At 62.1% G+C, this 22,184-nt stretch carries 23 protein-coding genes; 16 read left to right on the forward strand and 7 right to left on the reverse strand.

All coding sequences use genetic code 11. The features are described from left to right. Nucleotides 1-9: 9 nt before the first annotated feature. From metG to QIY50_04830, 7 genes are all read left to right on the forward strand, one after another. Nucleotides 10-2,049, forward strand: coding sequence for a methionine--tRNA ligase (gene metG / locus QIY50_04800; protein ID WGV21565.1), 2,040 nt, complete (start codon nucleotides 10-12; stop codon nucleotides 2,047-2,049). A 108-nt stretch (nucleotides 2,050-2,157) separates the two neighbouring features. After that, nucleotides 2,158-2,706, forward strand: coding sequence for an Rnf-Nqr domain containing protein (locus tag QIY50_04805; protein WGV21566.1), 549 nt, complete (start codon nucleotides 2,158-2,160; stop codon nucleotides 2,704-2,706). After that, the gene (locus tag QIY50_04810; protein WGV21567.1) at nucleotides 2,703-3,674 is read left to right on the forward strand and encodes an RnfABCDGE type electron transport complex subunit D; all 972 of its coding nucleotides are present in this window, start codon (nucleotides 2,703-2,705) and stop codon (nucleotides 3,672-3,674) included. Before QIY50_04805 ends, QIY50_04810 begins: the two co-directional genes overlap by 4 nt. Continuing rightward, entirely contained in the window at nucleotides 3,671-4,273 is a 603-nt protein-coding gene (locus QIY50_04815) for an RnfABCDGE type electron transport complex subunit G (GenBank protein WGV21568.1), read from the forward strand. The genes QIY50_04810 and QIY50_04815 overlap by 4 nt, the downstream gene beginning before the upstream one ends. Next, nucleotides 4,266-4,790 (forward strand): NADH:quinone oxidoreductase, encoded by a 525-nt coding sequence (locus QIY50_04820; protein WGV21569.1) that lies wholly within the window; start codon nucleotides 4,266-4,268, stop codon nucleotides 4,788-4,790. Before QIY50_04815 ends, QIY50_04820 begins: the two co-directional genes overlap by 8 nt. Nucleotides 4,791-4,794: 4 nt before the next feature. Further along, nucleotides 4,795-5,433, forward strand: coding sequence for an endonuclease III (nth, locus tag QIY50_04825; protein WGV21570.1), 639 nt, complete (start codon nucleotides 4,795-4,797; stop codon nucleotides 5,431-5,433). 104 nt (nucleotides 5,434-5,537) lie between these two features. Then, a complete protein-coding gene (locus QIY50_04830; GenBank protein WGV21571.1) occupies nucleotides 5,538-5,714 on the forward strand; it encodes a hypothetical protein in 177 nt (58 codons plus the stop codon). Nucleotides 5,715-5,770: 56 nt separating this feature from the next. On the opposite strand, the gene QIY50_04835 is transcribed toward QIY50_04830, so the two are convergent. Continuing rightward, nucleotides 5,771-6,394: a response regulator transcription factor gene (locus QIY50_04835; GenBank protein ID WGV21572.1), complete on the reverse strand. Its 624-nt coding sequence runs from the start codon at nucleotides 6,392-6,394 to the stop codon at nucleotides 5,771-5,773. A gap of 367 nt (nucleotides 6,395-6,761) precedes the next feature. Between QIY50_04835 and QIY50_04840 the strand changes: the two genes are divergently transcribed. After that, nucleotides 6,762-7,244, forward strand: a complete 483-nt coding sequence (locus tag QIY50_04840) for a hypothetical protein (GenBank protein ID WGV21573.1) — start codon at nucleotides 6,762-6,764, stop codon at nucleotides 7,242-7,244. A 69-nt stretch (nucleotides 7,245-7,313) separates the two neighbouring features. On the opposite strand, the gene QIY50_04845 is transcribed toward QIY50_04840, so the two are convergent. Both QIY50_04845 and QIY50_04850 read right to left on the reverse strand, forming a co-directional pair. Continuing rightward, complete coding sequence (locus QIY50_04845; GenBank protein ID WGV21574.1) at nucleotides 7,314-8,531, reverse strand: argininosuccinate synthase; 1,218 nt, start codon at nucleotides 8,529-8,531, stop codon at nucleotides 7,314-7,316. Between the two features lie 470 nt (nucleotides 8,532-9,001). Beyond that, nucleotides 9,002-9,961 (reverse strand): OmpA family protein, encoded by a 960-nt coding sequence (locus QIY50_04850; GenBank protein ID WGV21575.1) that lies wholly within the window; start codon nucleotides 9,959-9,961, stop codon nucleotides 9,002-9,004. A 130-nt stretch (nucleotides 9,962-10,091) separates the two neighbouring features. On the opposite strand from QIY50_04850, the gene pyrC reads away from it, so the two are divergent. Both pyrC and rnt read left to right on the forward strand, forming a co-directional pair. Then, nucleotides 10,092-11,138, forward strand: a complete 1,047-nt coding sequence (pyrC, locus tag QIY50_04855) for a dihydroorotase (GenBank protein WGV21576.1) — start codon at nucleotides 10,092-10,094, stop codon at nucleotides 11,136-11,138. Further along, complete coding sequence (gene rnt / locus QIY50_04860; GenBank protein WGV21577.1) at nucleotides 11,135-11,809, forward strand: ribonuclease T; 675 nt, start codon at nucleotides 11,135-11,137, stop codon at nucleotides 11,807-11,809. The genes pyrC and rnt overlap by 4 nt, the downstream gene beginning before the upstream one ends. Before the next feature lie 161 nt (nucleotides 11,810-11,970). Here the strand turns inward: rnt and QIY50_04865 are convergent, their stop codons facing one another. Continuing rightward, on the reverse strand, nucleotides 11,971-12,573 hold the full coding sequence (locus QIY50_04865; protein WGV21578.1) for a peroxiredoxin: 603 nt from the start codon (nucleotides 12,571-12,573) through the stop codon (nucleotides 11,971-11,973). A gap of 224 nt (nucleotides 12,574-12,797) precedes the next feature. Here QIY50_04865 and QIY50_04870 point away from each other — a divergent pair, with 224 nt between their 5' ends. Together QIY50_04870 and bfr are read left to right on the forward strand one after the other, a co-directional pair. Further along, nucleotides 12,798-13,016, forward strand: a complete 219-nt coding sequence (locus QIY50_04870) for a bacterioferritin-associated ferredoxin (GenBank protein WGV21579.1) — start codon at nucleotides 12,798-12,800, stop codon at nucleotides 13,014-13,016. Between the two features lie 200 nt (nucleotides 13,017-13,216). Then, nucleotides 13,217-13,690: a bacterioferritin gene (gene bfr / locus QIY50_04875; protein WGV21580.1), complete on the forward strand. Its 474-nt coding sequence runs from the start codon at nucleotides 13,217-13,219 to the stop codon at nucleotides 13,688-13,690. A gap of 58 nt (nucleotides 13,691-13,748) precedes the next feature. On the opposite strand, the gene grxD is transcribed toward bfr, so the two are convergent. Together grxD and QIY50_04885 are read right to left on the reverse strand one after the other, a co-directional pair. Beyond that, on the reverse strand, nucleotides 13,749-14,084 hold the full coding sequence (gene grxD, locus QIY50_04880; protein WGV21581.1) for a Grx4 family monothiol glutaredoxin: 336 nt from the start codon (nucleotides 14,082-14,084) through the stop codon (nucleotides 13,749-13,751). A 91-nt stretch (nucleotides 14,085-14,175) separates the two neighbouring features. Further along, the gene (locus QIY50_04885; GenBank protein WGV21582.1) at nucleotides 14,176-16,284 is read right to left on the reverse strand and encodes a molybdopterin-dependent oxidoreductase; all 2,109 of its coding nucleotides are present in this window, start codon (nucleotides 16,282-16,284) and stop codon (nucleotides 14,176-14,178) included. A 397-nt stretch (nucleotides 16,285-16,681) separates the two neighbouring features. On the opposite strand from QIY50_04885, the gene argF reads away from it, so the two are divergent. Further along, nucleotides 16,682-17,602 carry an ornithine carbamoyltransferase gene (argF, locus tag QIY50_04890; protein WGV21583.1) on the forward strand — a complete coding sequence of 307 codons (921 nt, stop codon included), beginning with the start codon at nucleotides 16,682-16,684 and terminating at the stop codon, nucleotides 17,600-17,602. Beyond that, complete coding sequence (locus QIY50_04895) at nucleotides 17,599-18,708, forward strand: ABC transporter ATP-binding protein (GenBank protein ID WGV21584.1); 1,110 nt, start codon at nucleotides 17,599-17,601, stop codon at nucleotides 18,706-18,708. Before argF ends, QIY50_04895 begins: the two co-directional genes overlap by 4 nt. Before the next feature lie 120 nt (nucleotides 18,709-18,828). Here QIY50_04895 and ybaK read toward each other — a convergent pair whose 3' ends face one another. Beyond that, the gene (gene ybaK, locus QIY50_04900) at nucleotides 18,829-19,299 is read right to left on the reverse strand and encodes a Cys-tRNA(Pro) deacylase (protein ID WGV21585.1); all 471 of its coding nucleotides are present in this window, start codon (nucleotides 19,297-19,299) and stop codon (nucleotides 18,829-18,831) included. A gap of 303 nt (nucleotides 19,300-19,602) precedes the next feature. Here ybaK and QIY50_04905 point away from each other — a divergent pair, with 303 nt between their 5' ends. Beyond that, nucleotides 19,603-20,454: an MIP/aquaporin family protein gene (locus tag QIY50_04905; protein ID WGV21586.1), complete on the forward strand. Its 852-nt coding sequence runs from the start codon at nucleotides 19,603-19,605 to the stop codon at nucleotides 20,452-20,454. Nucleotides 20,455-20,505: 51 nt separating this feature from the next. Beyond that, complete coding sequence (glpK, locus tag QIY50_04910; GenBank protein ID WGV21587.1) at nucleotides 20,506-22,005, forward strand: glycerol kinase GlpK; 1,500 nt, start codon at nucleotides 20,506-20,508, stop codon at nucleotides 22,003-22,005. The last annotated feature ends 179 nt before the right edge of the window (nucleotides 22,006-22,184 follow it).

The following is a 22,184-nucleotide window of genomic DNA, read 5'->3' on the forward strand; positions in this document are numbered from 1 at the left end:
CGAGCCACCATGTCCGAGCCACGCCAGATTCTCGTCACCAGCGCCTTGCCCTATGCCAATGGTTCGATCCACCTTGGCCATATGCTCGAGTACATCCAGACAGACATGTGGGTCCGCTTCCAGAAGCTGCGCGGTAACCAGTGCATCTACGTCTGCGCCGACGACGCCCACGGCTCGGCCATCATGCTGCGCGCCGAGAAGGAAGGCATCACCCCGGAACAGCTGATCGCCAATGTCCAGGCCGAGCACAGCAGCGACTTCGCCGACTTCCTGGTGGATTTCGACAACTTCCACTCCACCCACAGCGAAGAAAACCGCGAGCTGTCGGGCTTGATCTACGCGCGCCTGCGTGATGCCGGGCACATCGCCACCCGTTCGGTCACCCAGTACTTCGACCCGGAAAAGGGCATGTTCCTTGCCGACCGCTTCATCAAGGGCACCTGCCCCAAGTGCGCGGCCGAAGACCAGTACGGCGACAACTGCGAAAAATGCGGCGCCACCTACGCGCCCACCGAGCTGAAGAACCCCAAGTCGGCCATCTCCGGTGCCACCCCGGTGCTGCGTGATTCCCAGCACTTCTTCTTCAAGCTGCCGGACTTCCAGGCCATGCTGCAGCAGTGGACCCGTAGCGGCACCCTGCAGGACGCAGTCGCCAACAAGCTGGCCGAATGGCTGGATTCGGGCCTGCAGGAATGGGACATCTCCCGCGACGCGCCGTACTTCGGCTTCGAGATTCCGGGCGAGCCTGGCAAGTACTTCTACGTGTGGCTGGATGCACCGATCGGCTACATGGCCAGCTTCAAGAACCTCTGCGCACGCCGCCCGGAGCTGGACTTCGACGCGTTCTGGAGCGAAGGCTCCAAGGCCGAGCTGTACCACTTCATCGGCAAGGACATCGTCAATTTCCACGCCCTGTTCTGGCCGGCCATGCTTGAAGGCGCCGGCTTCCGCAAGCCGAGCGCGGTCAACGTGCACGGCTACCTGACCGTGAACGGTGCCAAGATGTCCAAGTCGCGCGGCACCTTCATCAAGGCCCGCACCTACCTGGACCACCTGCAACCGGAGTACCTGCGTTACTACTACGCGGCCAAGCTGGGCCGTGGCGTCGATGACCTGGACCTGAACCTGGAAGACTTCGTGCAAAAGGTCAATTCCGACCTGGTCGGCAAGGTGGTCAACATCGCCAGCCGCTGCGCCGGTTTCATCCACAAGGGCAACGAAGGCGTGATGGTGGCCGGCGATGCCGCACCGGAGCTGACCGAAGCCTTCCTGGCGGCCGCCCCGTCGATCGCCGACGCCTATGAAGGCCGCGATTTCGGTCGTGCCATGCGCGAAATCATGGCCCTGGCCGACCGCGCCAACGCCTGGATCGCCGACAAGGCCCCGTGGTCGCTGGCCAAGCAGGAAGGCAAGCAGGATGAAGTGCAGGCCATCTGCGCCCAGGGCATCAACCTGTTCCGCCAGCTGGTGATCTTCCTCAAGCCGGTGCTGCCGGTGCTGGCTGCCGACGCCGAGGCGTTCCTCAACGTGGCACCGCTGACCTGGAACGACCACCTGTCGCGCCTGGAAAACCACCAGCTGAACCCGTTCAAGGCGCTGATGAGCCGCATCGAACCGGCCAAGGTCGAAGCCATGGTCGCCGCCAGCAAGGAAGACCTGCTGGCAGCCGAAGCCAAGGCCCCTGCCGGCAACGGCGAGCTGGCCAAGGACCCGCTGTCGGCGGAAATCGAGTTCGACACCTTCGCTGCCGTCGACCTGCGCGTAGCGCTGATCGTCAAGGCCGAAGCCGTACCGGGTGCCGACAAGCTGCTGCAACTGACCCTGGACATCGGTGACGAGCGCCGCAACGTGTTCTCCGGCATCAAGTCGGCCTACCCCGACCCGTCCCTACTGGAAGGCCGTCTGACCATGATGGTCGCCAACCTCAAGCCACGGAAGATGCGCTTTGGCGTGTCCGAAGGCATGGTCATGGCGGCCGGCCCTGGCGGTGAAGAGATCTACCTGCTGAGCCCGGACAGCGGTGCCAAGCCAGGCCAGCGCATCAAGTAACACAACCTGCCGGACCTTGTGGGAGCGGGCGTGCCCGCTCCCACAATGACTGCAGCACCTTGATGCCAAACCCGGACAATCGCCCCGATTCCCGGCTATCGTCATTTCATGAACGATTACCTTCTGGTCCTGATCAGCGCCGCGCTGGTCAATCACTTGTGCCTGCAACAACAGCCACTCTCCAGGCTGCAACTGCACGTGCACGGCCTGGCCTGCGCACTGTGCATTGCCTTGGGCATGATCGGCGCACAGGTGCTGATACGCGGAATACTTGCCCCGCTACAGCTCCACGACCTTGCCCTGTTCCTGTTGCTGCCCTGGCTGGCACTGCTCAGCCGGGGCGTGCCCTGGCTGCTGGCCAAGTGGCGCCCGGCCTGGCCCCTGGTGGGGCTGCCGACACTACTATTGAGCAACGCGACAGTACTGGGGCTGGCCCTGCAACAGGCAAGTGACGACAGCACATGGCTCGCTACGCTGCTGCAAGCCCTGCTGGCCGGCGGTGGTTTCTGCCTGGCGTTGATCCTGCTCGCCGACCTGCGCCAACGCAGCGCCCATGCCGAGGTCCCCGAGGCACTGCGCGGCCTGCCTGTCGAACTGCTCGGCGTCGGGGTCATGGCCCTGGCGTTTTCCGGCTTCAACGGGCTGTTCGCCCAATGACCGCCAAACCCGACCCGCGGCTACGCGCCATGGGCCTGGTGTTGCTGGCCTGCATGCCTGGCTTGCTGGCGCTGTTCTGGCTGCATGGCTGGGGTCTGCTACTGAACCTGTTGCTGTGCGCCTGTGCCGCGCTGTTGTGCGAGGCATTGCTACTCACCTTGCGAGCACAACCGCCGACCACGGCGCTGAACGACGGCAGTGCACTGGTGACAGCCGTGCTGCTGGCTGCCGCCCTGCCCACCCTGGCGCCGTGGTGGTTGCCGGTGATCGCTACCAGCGTTGCCATCGGCATCGGCAAACAGGCCTTTGGCGGGGTCGGGCGCAACCTGTTCAACCCGGCCATGGTCGGCTACGCCTTCGTGCTGCTGAGCTTCCCGTTGCAGATGAACCATTGGCCAGGGCCGGCACCTGGCCTGCTCGACAGCCTTCAGCAGGTATTCGCCGATAGCGGGCAGATCGATGCCTGGGCCCGGCCGACACTGCTCGACGGCCTGCGTCACAACCGCAGCCTGACCCTCGATGAACTGTTCGCCAGCCACCCGGGTTTCGGCAGCATCGGTGGGCAAGGCAGCGAATGGGTCAACCTGGCATTCCTGCTGGGCGGCCTGTTCCTGTTGCAGCGCAAGGTCATCAGCTGGCATGCGCCGGTTGGTTTGCTGGCAGGGCTGTTCCTGTTCAGCCTGCTGGGCTGGAATGGCTCGGGTTCGGACTCCAACGGTTCCCCTCTGCTACACCTGTTCTCCGGCTCGACCATGATGGCGGCGTTCTTCATTGCCACCGAACCGGTGTCCGGCCCCCGGCAGGGGTGGGCGAAGCTGGGGTTCGGCCTGGGAACGGGCCTGCTGATCTACCTGATCCGCACCTGGGGCAGCTACCCGGACGGTACGGCGTTCGCCACCCTGCTGATGAACCTCATGGCGCCGAGCCTTGAGCGCCTGGCCTTGCGGCGCCAGCAGGTCGCCCGATGAAGCGCCTGATACGTGATGTGGGCCTGCTGCTGCTGACCGGAGCACTGGCGCTTTCGGCTACCCTGGCCTGGCGGCACTGGACCAGCACGGCCATTGCCGAGGCCGAGAAACAACTGAATGGCCGCCAGCGGCTGGCGGTGCTGCCAAAAGGCAGTTACGACAACCAGCCACTGGACAGCCCGCTGCCCGTGCCCGCCGCACAGCGGCCAAACAGCCTTATCCTGGCAGCTTACCGGGCGACGCTGGCGGGCAAGCCGGCCGCCATCATCCTGGTCACCCAGACCCAGGGCTATGCCGGGCCGATCGTGCTGAGCGTGGCCATCGCCACGGACGGCCGGCTGATCGGCAGCCAGCTGGTCGAGCAACAGGAAAGCCCCGGACTGGGCGCACGCCTGGGTGATGCTCAGTTGAACTGGCTGGGGCAATTTGCCAACCGCCAGCTTGGCGATCATTGGGCGCTGAAGCGCGACCAGGGCGACTTTGACCAGTTGGCCGGCGCGACCGTAACCTCACGGGCCGTGATCGGCGCATTGCAGGAGGCGCTGAGCTACTTCGATGAGCAGCGCAGCGTGCTGCTGGGGGGCGCCACGCATGAATAGGTTCTACCTGCTAGGCGCAAGCCTTGTGCCCCTGCTGGGTGCCACCCGGACACTGGCCGAAGGCGCCACCATCGGTGTGTGCGCGGTGCTGATGAGCAGCCTTCACCAACTGTTGCTGGCCCCCCTGCGCCAGCGGCTCGCCACCGGCACCTGCCTGCTGGCCAGCCTGCTGCTGCTGGCGGCTCTGGCCAGTTGCCTGCAACTGGCCCTGCGTGCCTGGCTGCTGCCACTGGCTCTCGCCCTCGGCCACTATCCCGCACTGCTGTGCCTGCAATGCCTGGCCACCGACCACCTGCTGCCCGATCAAGGGCGCTGGCGCCTGCTCGCCAGCCACCTTTGCACACTGTTTGCCACCTGCCTGCTGCTCGGTGCCAGCCGCCAATGGCTGGCCGACGGTGCCGGCCTGCACCTGGCCAGCCAGGCCCCCGGCGCCTTGCTACTGCTCGGACTGCTGCTGGCCTTGTACAATTGCCTGCGTCCGGGCCCCGCCCAACCACGTCGTCAAGGAAAGCGCTGATTTCATGAATGCCGCCAAACGCCTGGAGATCTTTCGCAGGCTGCACGAAGACAATCCCGACCCGAAGACCGAACTGGCCTATACCACTCCGTTCGAACTGCTGGTCGCCGTGACATTGTCCGCGCAGTCCACCGATGTCGGCGTCAATAAGGCCACCGCCCGCCTGTTCCCGGTCGCCAATACCCCCGAGGCCATCTATGCCTTGGGCGTCGAAGGCCTGAGCGAATACATCAAGACCATTGGCTTGTATAACAGCAAGGCCAAGAATGTCATCGAGGCCTGTCGACTGCTGATCGAGCGCCATGGCAGCCAGGTACCGCAAACCCGCGAAGCCCTGGAAGCGCTGCCCGGCGTGGGCCGCAAGACCGCCAACGTGGTGCTCAACACGGCGTTCCGCCAACCGACGATGGCAGTGGATACCCATATCTTCCGGGTCAGCAACCGCACCGGCATCGCGCCAGGCAAGACAGTGCTGGAAGTGGAGAAAAAGCTGATCAAGTTCGTACCGAAGGACTACCTGCTCGACGCACACCACTGGCTCATCCTGCATGGGCGCTATGTGTGCCAGGCACGCAAGCCGCGCTGCGGCAGTTGCCGGATCGAAGACTTGTGCGAGTACAAGCACAAGACCTGCGACGATTGAGTCGATAGCGGAAAACCACCTGCGACGATTGAAAAAATCTTTTTTACCAGCGTCTGCTTTCTGGTTATAAGGACGGCCAATGGCCCCTTGGCTTGGAGCGACTCATGAGTAGCGATAAAGACGACCTCTCGATCGAAGATGATTTTGTTGCCGCAGAGGATGAAGCGGAACCGCCGGTGGAAACCGCAAAAACCAACCTGAGCAAACGCCGCACCATCGACAACATGCTGGAAGAAAGGCGCCTGCAGAAGCAGTTGGCCGATTTCGACTACGATCTGTAGCCCGATCCTGCAGCCTTGGTAAAGCCTCCTGGCAGGAGGCTTTACGGCCTTGACGGTCAGTTCAACCCTTGCCGTTGCGCCAGCTCGATCAGGTCGACCAGCGACCGCGCGTTGAGCTTGAGCAACAGGCGCGACTTGTAAGTACTAACCGTCTTGTTGCTGAGAAACATGCTATCGGCAATCTCCTTGTTCGAGCGCCCTCGCGCTAGTTGTTGCAGCACCGTCATCTCGCGCGCCGAGAGGCGGTTGACCATATCCGTCTCGCTCCCGCCTCCCCTGCCACGGGACGGATGCAGGGCCTGGTTGGGGAAGTAGCTGTAACCCGACAATACCGCCTTGATAGCGCTCAGCAGCTCGGTGAGCTCCTGTTGCTTGCACACATACCCTGCCGCCCCCGCCTGCATGCAGCGCATCGAAAAGTTGCCAGGAGGCTGCGATGTCAGCACCAGCACCTTGCTACCCGGGCTGAAGGCCGTCATGCGGGCGATCACCTCCAGGCCATCCAGTTTGGGGATACCGATATCGAGCACCACGATATCCGGCAGGTGTTGCCGCGTCAGCTGCAGCGCAGCCACCCCGTTGTCGGTCTCCGCCACGACGTCATACCCATGCCGCTCCATCAGCATGCGTACGGCCAAGCGTATGACCGGATGATCATCTACGATAAGCACTTTATTCATGCGATATCCATTCATTGTTTTTGCTTTGGTCCGCCAAGATAACCGACAGAACGCTTGCTGGCGCGGTGATTGGCCGGCGAAATTCATGAGCAGATAAAACCTACGGCACTTACAGAAATTTCCTACACACAACTGCTGTAGTTGTAACAGTTAAATTCCCTGTTGCCGGAATAAACGGTATCACCCGTCTGCAAAGGCGCACTAGTTGAAAACCGGCCATTACCTGAGGAATTATCCAACTCGAACACGAGGAACAAACAAGGCTGTCAGGGTTACCGGCGATTATTCCTCACCCGGGAAACTGTCCAGTCTTTAGTTGAGCATCGCCGTAAGGTAATGATGGGCAAATTCGCTGGAGACGGCCCATATGCCCCAAGCACAACCTGTCGCCCCGCTGACGATCATTGCTATCTTCGCGGGGATTATCGAAGCCTCTGCCCTGGCCACACTGCCGTTTCTCAGCGAGTCCAGCCAACATCTCTACACCTGGTTCCTGGTGGGCTTCCCGTTCTTTCTGACAGCGCTGTTCTTCCTCACGCTCAACTTCAATTACAAGTCCTTCTACAGCCCGTCGCCAAACAGATCGGCGAACGACAACACACCGGCATTGAACGCTCAGGTCAAACCTGCAACGCCCGGTGATGGCGGCGAAGCGCTGCAGGGCGAGCCTGTCACGTTCATGTTTTCCGGCCCCGATGCCAATCGCATGATGGAGCAACAACTGCTGCTCGCCCTTGCCCAGCCACCTCTGCCAGCGCGCACCTGGCGCTTTTGCAACCTGGATAGACGCCAATGCGCGCAACTATCGATCAGCGCGCTTGAGGGGCAGATGGAAAACGACAGCCATTGATGCCCCAGGCTTTCCACAGGCAAAAAAAACCCCGGCCTGGGCCGGGGTTTTTATTGCACCTGCCAACGATCAGAGCAGCGAGCGACCCTTGTTGGCAGCAATGCGCATACGCAGGGCGTTGAGCTTGATGAAGCCGGCAGCGTCCGCCTGGTTGTAGGCGCCGCCATCTTCCTCGAAGGTGGCGATGTTGGCATCGAACAGCGAATCGTCCGACTTGCGGCCAACCACGGTGACGTTGCCCTTGTACAGTTTCAGGCGTACCACGCCGTTCACGTTGACCTGCGAAGCATCGATCATCTGCTGCAGCATCAGACGCTCCGGGCTCCACCAGTAGCCGGTGTAGATCAGGCTGGCGTACTTCGGCATCAGCTCATCCTTCAGGTGAGCGACTTCGCGGTCCAGGGTGATCGACTCGATGGCACGGTGGGCCTTGAGCATGATGGTGCCACCAGGGGTCTCGTAGCAGCCACGCGACTTCATGCCGACGTAACGGTTCTCGACGATGTCCAGGCGGCCGATGCCGTTGGCACCACCGATACGGTTCAGGTCCGCCAGAACGGTGGCCGGGGTCTTCTCGACGCCGTCGATGGCAACGATGTCACCGTTGCGGTAGGTCAGCTCGATGTAGGTGGCCTGGTCCGGGGCGTTCTCGGGCGAGACGCTCCAGCGCCACATGTCTTCTTCGTGCTCGGTCCAGGTATCTTCCAGGACACCGCCTTCGTAGGAGATGTGCAGCAGGTTGGCGTCCATCGAGTACGGCGACTTCTTCTTGCCGTGGCGCTCAATCGGAATGCCGTGCTTCTCGGCGTAATCCATCAGCTTCTCGCGGGACAGCAGATCCCACTCGCGCCATGGAGCGATGACCTTGACGCCTGGCTTCAGGGCGTAGGCACCCAGTTCGAAACGCACCTGGTCATTGCCTTTGCCGGTGGCACCGTGGGAAATGGCGTCGGCGCCGGTTTCGTTGGCGATTTCGATCAGGCGCTTGGCGATCAGCGGACGGGCGATGGAAGTACCCAGCAGGTACTCGCCCTCGTAGACGGTGTTGGCGCGGAACATCGGGAACACGAAATCACGCACGAATTCTTCGCGCAGGTCGTCGATGTAGATCTCTTTAACGCCCATTGCCTGGGCCTTGGCACGAGCCGGCTCGACCTCTTCGCCCTGACCCAGGTCAGCGGTGAAGGTCACCACTTCGCAGTTGTAGGTATCCTGCAGCCACTTGAGAATCACCGAAGTATCAAGGCCGCCGGAATACGCCAGTACGACCTTTTTTACGTCCGCCATGCCATCACTCCACGGGGTTGTACGGAAAGGGATCGATTCTAACGACGTTGCGGATAAATTTACAGTGGGGCGACAGCTTCTGACGACAAAGCGACAGGAACTTTCGGAAGGGCGACGGGAGAATTGTATCAGGGCCCCAAGGTGCATGCCTTGACCTGATCAGCGCCTATGAGATCGAGCGCCGCCCGCGCGGCGCATCGCCGGCAAGCCGGCTCCCACATCTGTTTCGGGCCAGTTACTCCTGCCTCCTGCGCACTCGCACCCTGGGTGCATGACTGAAGATTGCAGAAGAGCAGCAGCGCTACCTTCGATATCGTGTCGTACAAACAAGGGGGCGCGCGCACCAGGCACAGAAGAGACTGGCCCGAAACAGATGTGGGAGCCGGCTTGCCGGCGATGCGCCGCGCGGGCGGCGCTCGGTCTCACAGGCGCAAAAAATGTTGTGGCGGACACCTGGCGGTCAACCCGACTCAGGGCGCCTTCACCCCCGGCGCGGCAGCAGGCGGACTGGCTGGCGCTGCCGCCGGAGCAGCAGGCGCCGCCTGCTCAACCGGCTTCTCCTGCGTCTTCTCAACCACCGCCACCCGATCCAGTTCGATGTTCACCCGCCGGTTACGCGCCCGGTTGGCTGCACTGTTGTTCTTCGCCAACGGATAACGCTCACCATGGAAGCGCACGGTAATCTGCTCTTCCGGCACGCCATGAGCCTTGAAGTAGTCGGCCACCGCCAGCGCCCGGCGGCGCGACATGTCGCGATTGGTCAAACGGTTGCCACTGTTGTCGGAGTGGCCGTTGAGCTCGACATGGTTCACTGTCGGGTCGGCCTTCATGTAATCGAGGATCACGTCCAGCCGCGCCTTGGCCGCATCATCCAGCTCGAATCCCCCACCGGGAAAACCAACCTGGGTCTGGCGCACCTGGTCGTAGTTCATCGGCAGCAGCTTGCCGGCACAGGCCTGATAGTCGCTATAGGCCTTGGCGAAACTGACCGGCAGCACACGCACTTCCATCGGCCTGCCAGCTTCGCCGGCGTAATTGCGCACCACCGTGCTGCGCCCGTCGAGCAGGCCGTTGATCAACCGGCTGGCCTGGCCCTGGGACGAACTGAACAATACCCCGGTGCGGGCCATGCGCACGCTGCCCAGGTTGATGTCGCTGCGCCCGGGTTGCCACGGTGCAGCGGCTGCCAGCAACGTGGCCGTGCCCGCGCCCAGGACGTTGCTGGCCGAACGCAGCTGGAACACCGGCTGCTCGCCCGCGCGGCGCACGAACTCGCCACTGCCGAAACCGTCGATCGGCTGGATCAGCCGGCATTCGAACTGATCACCCTCGACCTTCCAGGCAATGTTCTCCATGCGCGTCTGGAAGGTCAGTGCACCGGCCGGCAGGCTGGCGAACAGGGTCAACAGGGCTAGGTAACGCTGGCGCACGGGTGGCTCCACAAATTCCGACGGCTTACCTGCAGGCTATCGGACGCCTGCCGGAAAACTTGATAGCCGTGCTCCACCCAGGGTTTTCCGGTAGCATTGGCGCTTGAGTTCGACCCGCCTGGAATCCCCAATGTCCGATCGCCTGACCCTCCTGCGTCCCGACGACTGGCACATCCATCTGCGCGATGGTGCCGTCCTGCCCCACACCGTTGGCGACGTGGCGCGTACTTTCGCCCGTGCCATCATCATGCCCAACCTGGTTCCGCCGGTGCGCAATGCCGCCGAGGCCGGCGCCTACCGTGAGCGCATCCTGGCCGCCCGCCCGGCTGGCAGCCGCTTCGAGCCGCTGATGGTGCTGTACCTCACCGACCGCACCAGCCCTGAGGACATCCGCGCGGCCAAGGCCAGCGGTTTCGTGTACGCCGCCAAGCTGTACCCGGCCGGCGCCACCACCAATTCCGACTCGGGCGTGACCAGCATCGACAACATCTTCCCGGCCATCGAGGCGCTCGCGGAAGTCGGCATGCCGCTACTGGTGCATGGCGAAGTGACCCGCAGCGAGATCGATGTGTTCGACCGCGAGAAGCGCTTCATCGACGAGCACATGCGCCGTGTGGTCGAGCGCTTCCCGACGCTGAAGGTGGTGTTCGAGCACATCACCACCAGCGATGCCGCGCAGTTCGTCACCGAGGCTCCGGCCAATGTCGGCGCGACCATCACCGCGCAGCACCTGCTGTACAACCGCAACCACATGCTGGTTGGCGGCATTCGCCCGCACTTCTACTGCCTGCCGATCCTCAAGCGCAACACCCATCAGGTGGCGCTGCTGGATGCGGCCACCAGCGGCAACCCGAAGTTCTTCCTGGGTACCGACTCGGCCCCGCACGCCCGTCACGCCAAGGAAGCCGCCTGCGGTTGCGCCGGTTGCTACACCGCCTACGCCGCCATCGAGATGTACGCCGAAGCGTTCGAGCAGCGTAACGCGCTGGACAAGCTGGAAGGCTTTGCCAGCCTGCACGGCCCGGCGTTCTACGGCCTGCCGGCAAATACCGACACCATTACCCTGGTCCGTGAAGAATGGACAGCCCCGGACAGCCTGCCGTTTGGCGAGCAGACCGTGGTCCCGCTGCGCGCCGGCGAAAAACTGCGCTGGCGCCTGCTGGAGGAAAACGCGTGAGCGAAGACCTCTACGAAGACGACCTCGACACCCAGGGCAGCAGCGGCTCGCGCCACCCGATGGCCGAGCGTTTCCGCGGCTACCTGCCAGTGGTGGTGGATGTGGAGACCGGTGGCTTCAACAGCGCCACCGATGCCCTGCTGGAAATTGCCGCGGTCACCATCGGCATGGACGAAAAGGGCTTCCTGTTCCCCGAGCACACCTACTTCCACCGGGTGGAGCCGTTCGAAGGCGCCAACATCGAGCCGGCTGCACTGGAGTTCACCGGGATCAAGCTGGACCATCCACTGCGCATGGCGGTAAGCGAGGAAAGCGCGCTGACCGACATCTTCCGTGGCGTGCGCAAGGCGCTCAAGGCCAATGGCTGCAAGCGGGCGATCCTGGTCGGCCACAACAGCAGCTTCGACCTGGGCTTCCTCAATGCCGCGGTGACGCGCAATGACCTGAAGCGCAACCCGTTCCACCCGTTCTCCAGCTTCGACACCGCTACCCTGGCGGGCCTGGCCTATGGCCAGACCGTGCTGGCGCGGGCCTGCCAGAGCGCCGACATCGACTTTGACGGGCGTGAAGCGCACTCGGCACGTTATGACACCGAGAAGACGGCCGAACTGTTCTGCGGCATCGTCAACCGCTGGAAAGAGATGGGCGGCTGGCGCGATTTCAACGACTGATCTGCAAAAGCCTTCGCGGGCATGCCCGCTCCCACAGGGATCGCACAATGGGCTGAGGCCAGCGGAGTACTTGTGGGAGCGGGCGCGCCCGCGAAGAGGCCGGAACAGGAACGCACAAAAAAAACCGGCCACATGGGCCGGTTTTTTCATGCACGCGGCAATTACAGCTTGCCAGCGTTCTCGCTCAGGTAGGCAGCAACGCCTTCCGGCGAAGCGTTCATGCCTTTGTCGCCTTTTTTCCAGTTGGCAGGGCAAACTTCACCGTGCTCTTCGTGGAACTGCAGGGCGTCGACCAGGCGCAGCAGCTCGTCCATGTTGCGGCCCAGTGGCAGGTCGTTGACGATCTGCGAACGGACAACACCGTTGGTGTCGATCAGGAAGGCGCCACGGAAGGCCACGCCGCCTTCGGACTCTACGTCGTAGGCCTTGCAGATTTCGTGGGTCATGTCGGCCGCCAAGGTGTACTTGACCTGGCCGATACCGCCGTTGTTTACCGGGGTGTTACGCCAGGCGTTGTGGGTGAAGTGCGAGTCGATCGACACGCCGATCACTTCCACGTTGCGCGCCTGGAAGTCAGGGATGCGGTTGTCCAGGGCGATCAGCTCGGACGGGCAGACGAAGGTGAAGTCCAGCGGGTAGAAGAACACCAGGCCGTACTTGCCCTTGATGGCCGAAGCCAGGTTGAAGCTGTCGACGATCTCGCCATTGCCCAGCACGGCCGGAACGGTGAAATCGGGGGCTTTCTTACCAACGAGTACGCTCATTGTAATCTCCTGATGAGGGTGAAAAACCGTTTGCCGGGCCAGACGGGCTTGCCCGACATCCAACAAAGGCTGACCATCATACACGGCTTCTGATGACAGGCCGACTCCAACGACGAAGCAACCGCCGGTCGCTCAAGCACGCCCCTTGCAGAAACCACTTTGACAAGCATTCTCATTAACATTAAGCTCCACCCCATCGAGCCCACCAACGATGGTCAGCCTTTATGTATGTGTGTCTTTGTGTCGGCGTTACCGACGGACAGATCCGCGATGCGATCTATGAAGGATGCTGCAGCTACAAGGAAGTGCGAGCCGCTACCAACGTCGCCAGCCAGTGTGGCAAATGTGCCTGCGTGGCGAAGCAGGTGGTCCGTGATACCCTGACCGAGCTTCAGGTCAGCCAGGCAGCCCTGCCCTACCCTGTGGAATTTACCGCAGCCTGAAACCCGAAATTCAAAGAGCCGGACCTTGCGTCCGGTTTTTTTATGCCCGAAATTCAATAAGTTAGCGCTTCAACGCGGTTCACAAACATTCTTATTTCCATTAATTTTCACTTATTATTCAAGAACTTAGGTTTGACACACCTAAGTATCGGGCTCAAACTTCGCTGTATTGGCACATTTCTACAGGGCAGGAACCCGACATGAAAGGCGACGTAAGCGTCATCCAGCATCTCAACAAGATCCTCGGAAACGAGCTGGTCGCGATCAACCAGTACTTCCTGCACGCACGCATGTACGAAGATTGGGGCCTGAACAAACTCGGCAAGCACGAGTACAAGGAATCGATCGACGAGATGAAGCACGCTGACAAACTGATCAAGCGTATTCTCTTCCTCGAAGGCATCCCCAACGTCCAGGACCTGGGCAAGCTGCTGATTGGCGAGCACACCAAGGAAATGCTCGAATGCGACCTGAAGATCGAACAGAAAGGCCTGGTCGACCTGAAAGCAGCCATCGCTCATTGCGAAACCGCGGGTGACTTCGGCTCGCGTGACATGCTGGAAGACATCCTCGAGTCCGAGGAAGAACATATCGACTGGCTGGAAACCCAGCTGGGGCTGATCGACAAGATCGGTATCGAAAACTACCTGCAGTCGCAGATGGGCGAAGAATAAATATTTCGCCCCATGAAAAAACCCGCGATCAGCGGGTTTTTTCATGCTTGCCGAAAATTCAGGCTTCGGAAGCCTTGGCCTTGGCCGCCGCGTCCTTGATCAGGGTCTGCAGCTCACCCTTCTCGAACATTTCCAGCATGATGTCGCTGCCGCCGACCAGCTCACCGGCTACCCACAGCTGCGGGAAGGTCGGCCAGTTGGCGTATTTTGGCAGGTTCGCGCGGATTTCCGGGTTCTGCAGGATGTCGACGTAGGCGAACTTCTCGCCACAACCCATCACGGCCTGCGATGCACGCGCAGAGAAGCCACACTGCGGGGCATTCGGCGAGCCTTTCATGTAAAGCAGAATGGTGTTGTTGGCAATCTGCTCTTTGATCGTTTCGATGATATCCATGTAGCACCTCGGCTGAACTTTCCGACGCGGTCGTCGGCACGGTGACGCATTGTAACGGAAAGCCGAGCAGCATGCTCGGCCTTACCGTTCCTTACGCGGCCTCTACCTGCACAGGTACGCCATTGAGGGCGGCATTGCCGGAAACCTGGTCACGCAGGCGCTCATCGGTGAGGTCATTGGCACTCACGCCAGGTTGCGCCTTGGCAATTTGCATGTGCACGCCCTGACGAGCGTGACCGAAGCCATGGGGCAGGCTGACCACACCCGGCATCATGTCTTCGCAGGCCTGTACCTCGACTTCAAGCTCCCCGGTACGCGAGCGGATACGAACCCGCTGGCCGTCCTGCAGCTGCCGCTGCTGAAGGTCCTGCGGGTGCATCAACAACTGATGTCGTGGTTTGCCTTTCACCAGCCGATGATAATTGTGCATCCACGAATTGTTGCTGCGTACATGGCGACGGCCGATCAGCAGCAGTTCGCCTGGCACCGGAGGGGCTTGTTGCGCCAGCCGCTCCAAGTCGTCCAGCAGCACCTGGGGCGCCGTTTCTACAGCCTTGCTGGCAGTTGTCAGGCGCGCAGCAAGGTTGGTGCGCAATGGCCCCAGGTCGAGGCCATGCGGGTGCTTGTCCAGGGCTGCCAGCGACAACTGCCAGGGAGTCGCCTCGCCATAGCGCCCCTTGCGCAGGGCCAGGTCGATCATCTGCGCCGGTGCCCAGGTCGGCTTCAGTTCCAGCTCGGCGCGCTTGGCGAACGCTTGTGCCAGCCCGACGAAAATCTCCCAGTCGTGCAATGCCCCTTCGGGCTTGGCCAGGATCGCCCGATTGAAGCGTGTCACGTTGCGCACGGCCAGCAGGTTGAACGTGCTGTCGTAATGATCGTTTTCCAGCGCCGAGGTGGAGGGCAGAATCAGATCGGCATGACGAGTGGTTTCGTTGATGTACAGGTCGATGCTGAGCATGAATTCCAACCCACCCAGCGCCACATCCAACTGGCGGCCGTTCGGGGTGGACAGTACCGGGTTGCCGGCCACCGTCACCAGCGCGCGCACCTGCCCTTCGCCGGGTGTCAGCATTTCCTCGGCCAAGGCCGCCACGGGCAGTTCGCCGCCGTACTCGGGCAAGCCCGACACCCGGCTCTGCCAGGCGTTGAAATGGCCACCCGAGGTGGTCGCCACCAGGTCGACGGCAGGCTCGGTGCACAGCGCGCCTCCCTCACGGTCAAGGTTGCCGGTCACCAGGTTGATCAGTTGCACCAGCCAGTGACAAAGGGTGCCGAAGGCCTGGGTAGAAACCCCCATGCGGCCGTAGCACACCGCCTTGTCGGCCGCAGCGAAGTCCCGCGCCAGCTGGCGAATGTCTGTTGCGGCAATGCCACAATGGGCACTCATGGCCTCTGCGCTGAACGGCGCAATTGCTTCGCGCACCTGCTGCAGGCCGGTGACCGGCAAGTGCGAGCCGCGCGCCAGGCCTTCAGCGAACAGGGTGTTGAGCACGCCACACAACAAGGCCGCATCCCCTCCAGGGCGAATGAACAGGTGACTGTCGGCCATCGCCGCCGTTTCGCTGCGCCGCGGGTCCACCACGACCAGGCGCCCACCCCGGGCCCGCAGGGCTTTCAGGCGCTTTTCCACATCCGGCACGGTCATGATGCTGCCATTGGAAGCCAGCGGGTTGCCGCCAAGAATCAGCATGAAACCGGTCTGGTCGATATCCGGGATCGGCAGCAGCAGGCCATGGCCGTACATCAGGTGGCTGACCAGGTGCTGCGGCAACTGGTCCACCGAGGTGGCAGAGAAGCGGTTGCGGGTTTTCAACAGGCCCAGGAAGTAGTTGCTGTGGGTCATCAGGCCGTAGTTGTGCACGCTCGGGTTGCCTTGGTACACCGCAACGGCATTGCGCCCATGGGCCTGCTGGATCGCCCACAACCTGTCGGCGGCCAGGGCAAAGGCTTCGTCCCAGCCGATAGCCTGCCAGTGCTCGCCCACCCGCTTGTGCGGTTGGCGCAGGCGGTCGGGGTCATTCTGGATGTCCTGCAAGGCCACGGCCTTTGGGCAGACATGGCCGCGGCTGAACGGGTCCTGCGGGTCGCCCTTGATCGAGCTGATCAGCGCCCGCCCGTGGTCGTCATGGCTGACTTCGATGTTCAGTCCGCAGATTGCTTCACACAGGTGACAGGCACGGTGGTGCAGGGTCTTGGTCATGGCCGCCTCTGCCTTGTTATCGTGGAGGATGTTGTAGAGGGTTGTCGAACATCGACTATGCGCTCACGCTCAACCACCGGCCAGCGCGCTTCGCGGCGTGAATCCACCGACATCAGGCACACGATTTGCGACAGCCATTTGCCAAATTGCCGGCAAGCCGTGTACAACCCTCTGTAGCAAATAAAAAACAGCACTGCCTGTCGGGTGAAGACACCCTTTGCAACACCCTTTGATTCCGGGCAGCTGTTTCCCCTCTTGGCTTCAGGCGACATTTACTTATAGTATTGCGCCTTTCCCTATTTCGTCCGCCCCCGTGCGGCTTACGCCGCAGGTCACTCCCGTTGTCAAAAAAACCATACGGTCGACCTGCATACCGTTGCAGATAAGGTAGTCAATCATGAGCGCTAGGCACTTTCTCTCCCTGCTGGACTTCACCACCGACGAATTGCTCGGTGTGATCCGCCGCGGCATCGAGCTGAAGGACCTGCGCAAGCGAGGCGTGCTGTTCGAGCCCCTGAAGAACCGCGTGCTGGGCATGATCTTCGAAAAGTCCTCGACCCGTACCCGCGTGTCGTTCGAGGCGGGCATGATCCAGCTCGGCGGCCAGGCCATCTTCCTGTCCCCACGCGACACCCAGCTGGGCCGTGGCGAGCCGATCAGCGACAGCGCCATCGTGCTGTCGAGCATGCTCGACGTGGTGATGATCCGTACCCACGCCCACACCACCCTGACCGAATTCGCCGCCAACTCGCGTGTGCCGGTGATCAACGCGCTGTCCGACGAGTCGCACCCATGCCAGTTGCTGGCCGACATGCAGACCTTCCTCGAACACCGCGGCTCGATCCAGGGCAAGACCGTCGCCTGGATCGGCGATGGCTTCAACATGTGCAACTCGTACATCGAGGCTGCCAGGCAGTTCGACTTCCAGCTGCGCATCGCCTGCCCGGAAGGCTACGAGCCGGACCCACGCTTCATGGCCATTGGTGGCGACCACGTGCAGATCGTGCGTGACCCGAAGGAAGCCGTGCGCGGCGCCCACCTGGTGACTACGGATGTCTGGACTTCCATGGGCCAGGAGGAGGAAACTGCTCGGCGCCTGGCGCATTTCGCGCCTTACCAGGTCACCCGCGAACTGCTCGACCTGGCGGCACCCGACGCCCTGTTCATGCACTGCCTGCCCGCCCACCGTGGTGAGGAAATCAGCCATGACCTGCTCGACGACCCACGTTCGGTCGCCTGGGACCAGGCTGAAAACCGCCTGCATGCACAGAAGGCCCTTCTCGAATTCCTTGTAGAACCGGCTTACCACCACGCATGAGTCAACCCCTACTGCTCAACCTGCGTAACCTCGCCTGCGGCTATGGCGACCAGCGCATCGTCCAGAACCTCAATCTGCACCTGAACGCAGGCGACATCGGTTGCCTGCTGGGTTCATCCGGTTGCGGCAAAACCACAACCCTGCGCGCCATCGCCGGTTTCGAGCCGGTGCACGACGGCGAGATCCAGCTGGCTGGCGAGGTCATTTCCCGGGCAGGCTTCACGCTGGCTCCGGAAAAACGCCGCATCGGCATGGTGTTCCAGGATTACGCGCTGTTTCCGCACCTGACCGTGGCACAGAACGTTGCCTTCGGCATCGCCAAGCACCCGCGCCAGGCCGAGGTCATCGAAGAGATGCTCGAGCTGGTCAAGCTGGGTGGCCTGGGCGGGCGCTACCCGCATGAACTGTCCGGTGGCCAGCAGCAACGGGTCGCCCTGGCCCGTGCACTGGCACCGGAGCCGCAACTGCTGCTGCTCGACGAGCCCTTCTCCAACCTCGACGTGGAACTGCGCCGGCGCCTGAGCCATGAGGTTCGCGACATACTCAAGAGCCGCGGCACCAGCGCCATCCTGGTGACCCATGACCAGGAAGAGGCCTTTGCCGTCAGCGACCAGGTCGGTGTGTTCAAGGAGGGCCGCCTGGAACAGTGGGACACGCCCTACAACCTTTACCACGAGCCACAGACGCCGTTCGTGGCCAGCTTCATTGGCCAGGGGTATTTCATCCGTGGGCAGATGATCAGCCACGAGGCGGTCAATACCGAGCTGGGTGAGTTGCGCGGCAATCGTGCCTACATCATGGCGCCGGGCAGCTCGGTGGATGTACTGTTGCGCCCTGACGATATCGTCCACGCACCGGGCAGTGCGCTGCAGGCGAACATCGTTGGCAAGAGCTTCCTTGGCGCATCGACTCTATACCGCCTGCAGTTGCCGACTGGTAGCCAGCTGGAGGCAATTTTCCCTAGCCATGACGATCATCAGGTCGGTGAGGATGTGGGGATTGCCGTGAAAGCCGACCATCTGGTGCTGTTCCCGGTCCCGGGCAGTGTGGCGGCGCAGTTGCCGCGACAGGAGAACGGGGTGCGCCGGTACAGTTCGGCGACCTGATTCGATATTCTGGGGCCGCTCTGCGGCCCATCGCGACACAAGGCCGCTCCTACAAGGGTAAGTATTCCCCTGTAGGAGCGGCCTTGTGTCGCGATGGGCTGCAAAGCAGCCCCAAAATTCTCAGCCTCTACCGATCCCGGCAAACTTGCCCTGGGTATGCTCGGCCAATACCGCTGCCGCCAACTCTACCTCCAGCCCACGCCGCCCGGCGCTGACATGGATAGTCGCAAAATTCTGCGCCGAGTCATCGATGAAGGTGCGCAGGCGCTTCTTCTGCCCCAGCGGGCTGATCCCTCCCACCAGGTACCCCGTGGCCCGTTGCGCCACCGCCGGGTCAGCCATCTCGCACTTTTTCACCCCCGCAGCATGGGCCAGGGCTTTGAGGTCCAGCGTGCCCACCACAGGCACTACCGCTACCAGCAACTCCCCCTTCTCGCTACTCGCCAGCAAGGTCTTGAACACCTGCTGCGGGTCGAGACCGAGCTTTTCCGCAGCCTCCAGGCCATACGACGCCGACTTCGGGTCATGTTCGTAACTGTGCACACGATGTTCGGCGCGGTGCTTCTTCAACAGGTCTAGGGCGGGGGTCATGCAGTTGCTCCGGTCAGGGACGGCTCGGCGGCTACTTTAGGACAATTCCCACAGCGCAGCCAGCGCACCGCAATCGCGCCCCTCTAGCACGCGGATACGCACCGGAAATCAGCAACCAGATCGTGACCGATCGTTCACTTTCGACCTTTGACATCAGCGTTTCTTGTCTATATTTTTTCGTTTGTGAATAAATGGTGCACTTTTAAGGTGCATTTCCTACATCTGCCTGGGGTCAATGGGGATAGACACCAGGCTTTGCTGTCGAGCGCCCAGCGCCTCACAACAAAAAAAACGAGGTCATACATGACGACTGCTCTACGCCAACCCACGCTGTCCAGCCAATGCCTGGCCGAGTTCCTCGGTACTGCACTGCTCATCTTCTTCGGTACCGGCTGCGTCGCCGCGCTCAAGGTCGCGGGCGCCAGCTTTGGCCTGTGGGAAATCAGTATCATCTGGGGCGTGGGCGTCAGCATGGCGATCTACCTCACCGCCGGTATTTCCGGCGCGCACCTGAACCCGGCGGTGAGCATCGCCCTTACCCTGTTCGCCGGTTTCGACAAGCGCAAGCTGCCCTTCTACATGCTGGCCCAGGTATGCGGTGCGTTCTGTGGTGCCGCATTGGTCTACACCCTGTACAGCAACCTGTTCTTCGATTTCGAACAGGCCCACGCCATGCTGCGCGGTAGCGAAGCCAGCCTGGAGCTGGCCTCGGTGTTCTCCACCTATCCACACCCGTCGCTGTCCACCGGCCAGGCGTTCCTGGTCGAGGTGATCATCACCGCGATCCTGATGGCGGTGATCATGGCCCTGACCGACGACAACAACGGCCTGCCGCGCGGTGCCATGGCCCCGCTGCTGATCGGCCTGCTGATCGCCGTGATCGGCAGCGCCATGGGCCCGTTGACCGGCTTTGCCATGAACCCGGCCCGCGATTTCGGGCCAAAACTCATGACCTTCCTGGCCGGTTGGGGCGAAATCGCCTTCACTGGCGGTCGGGACATGCCCTATTTCCTGGTTCCGGTGTTCGCACCGATCCTTGGCGCCTGCCTCGGTGCCGCGACCTATCGCGGCCTGATCGCCCGTAACCTGCCAATGGCAGCCGCCGGGAACCCTGAGACAAATGACAACCGCCAGGGCGATACTCAAGTCAATTGACGCCGGCGTCACACCCAGCCCTGAACCCCAATTTTCGCAAGGCCTACGACCATGACAGACACCCAGGATAAGAACTACATCATCGCCCTGGACCAGGGCACCACCAGTTCGCGGGCCATCATTTTCGACCGCGACGCCAATGTGGTGGGTACCTCCCAGCGCGAGTTCGCCCAGCACTACCCACAGGCGGGCTGGGTCGAGCACGACCCGATGGAAATCTTCGCCACGCAGAGCGCGACCATGGTCGAGGCCCTGGCCCAGGCCGGCATCAGCCACGCCCAGGTCGCCGCGCTGGGTATTACCAACCAGCGCGAAACCACCGTGGTATGGGACAAGGAAACCGGTCGCCCGGTATACAACGCCATCGTCTGGCAGTGCCGCCGCAGCACCGAGATCTGCGCGCAGCTCAAGCGCGACGGCCATGAAGACTACATTCGCGAAGCTACTGGCCTGGTCACCGACCCATACTTCTCCGGCACCAAGCTGAAGTGGATCCTCGACAATGTCGAGGGTGCTCGCGAACGCGCCGAGCGCGGCGAGCTGCTGTTCGGCACCATCGATACCTGGCTGATCTGGAAGTTCTCCGGCGGCAAGGTACATGTCACCGATTACACCAATGCCTCGCGCACGCTGATGTTCAACATCCACAGCCTGCAGTGGGACGAAAAGCTTCTGGAAATCCTCGGCATCCCACGGCAGATGCTGCCCGAAGTACGCCCATCTTCCGAGGTCTACGGCCACACCAAGAGCGGCATCGCCATTGCCGGTATCGCCGGCGACCAGCAGTCCGCGCTGTTCGGCCAGATGTGCGTGGAGCCGGGCCAGGCCAAGAATACCTACGGTACCGGCTGCTTCCTGCTGATGAACACCGGCGACCAGGCGGTGAAGTCTTCCCATGGCCTGCTCACCACCATTGCATGCGGCCCGCGAGGCGAAGTGGCCTACGCGCTGGAAGGCGCGGTGTTCAACGGTGGTTCCACCGTGCAGTGGCTGCGTGATGAACTGAAGATCGTCAACGACGCGCTGGATACCGAATACTTTGCCAGCAAGGTCAAGGACAGCAACGGCGTATACCTGGTGCCCGCCTTCACTGGACTGGGCGCACCGTACTGGGATCCGTATGCCCGTGGCGCACTGTTCGGCCTGACCCGTGGCGTGAAGGTGGACCACATCATCCGCGCCGCGCTGGAGTCGATCGCCTACCAGACCCGCGACGTGCTTGACGCCATGCAGCAGGATTGCGGCCAGCGCCTTTCCGAGCTGCGCGTGGATGGCGGCGCAGTGGCCAACAACTTCCTCATGCAATTCCAGGCCGACATCCTGGGCACTTGCGTGGAACGCCCGAAAATGCGCGAAACCACTGCGTTGGGGGCGGCCTACCTGGCGGGCCTGGCCTGTGGCTTCTGGAGCGGCCTGGACGAGTTGCGCGACAAGGCCATCATCGAGCGCGAATTCAGCCCGCAACTGGATGAAGCGCAGAAAGAGAAGCTGTATGCCGGCTGGAAGAAGGCGGTCGAGCGTACTCGTGACTGGGAAGATCACGAGGCCTGATGCCCGGCGCGAAAGCTTGCCCAAATCCTGTGGGAGCGGGTTTACCCGCGAAGATGGCACCGGCTGCGCCGGTGTTCGCGGCTGAAGCCGCTCCCACAGGGACCAGTACAGCTTTTGGGTTTTGTGCATGACGAGCGCCGCAGCAGGGACCGCGTGAAGCAACGGGCCTGTTAGTCTAC

This window comes from Pseudomonas putida, assembly GCA_029953615.1.
Lineage (GTDB): Bacteria > Pseudomonadota > Gammaproteobacteria > Pseudomonadales > Pseudomonadaceae > Aquipseudomonas.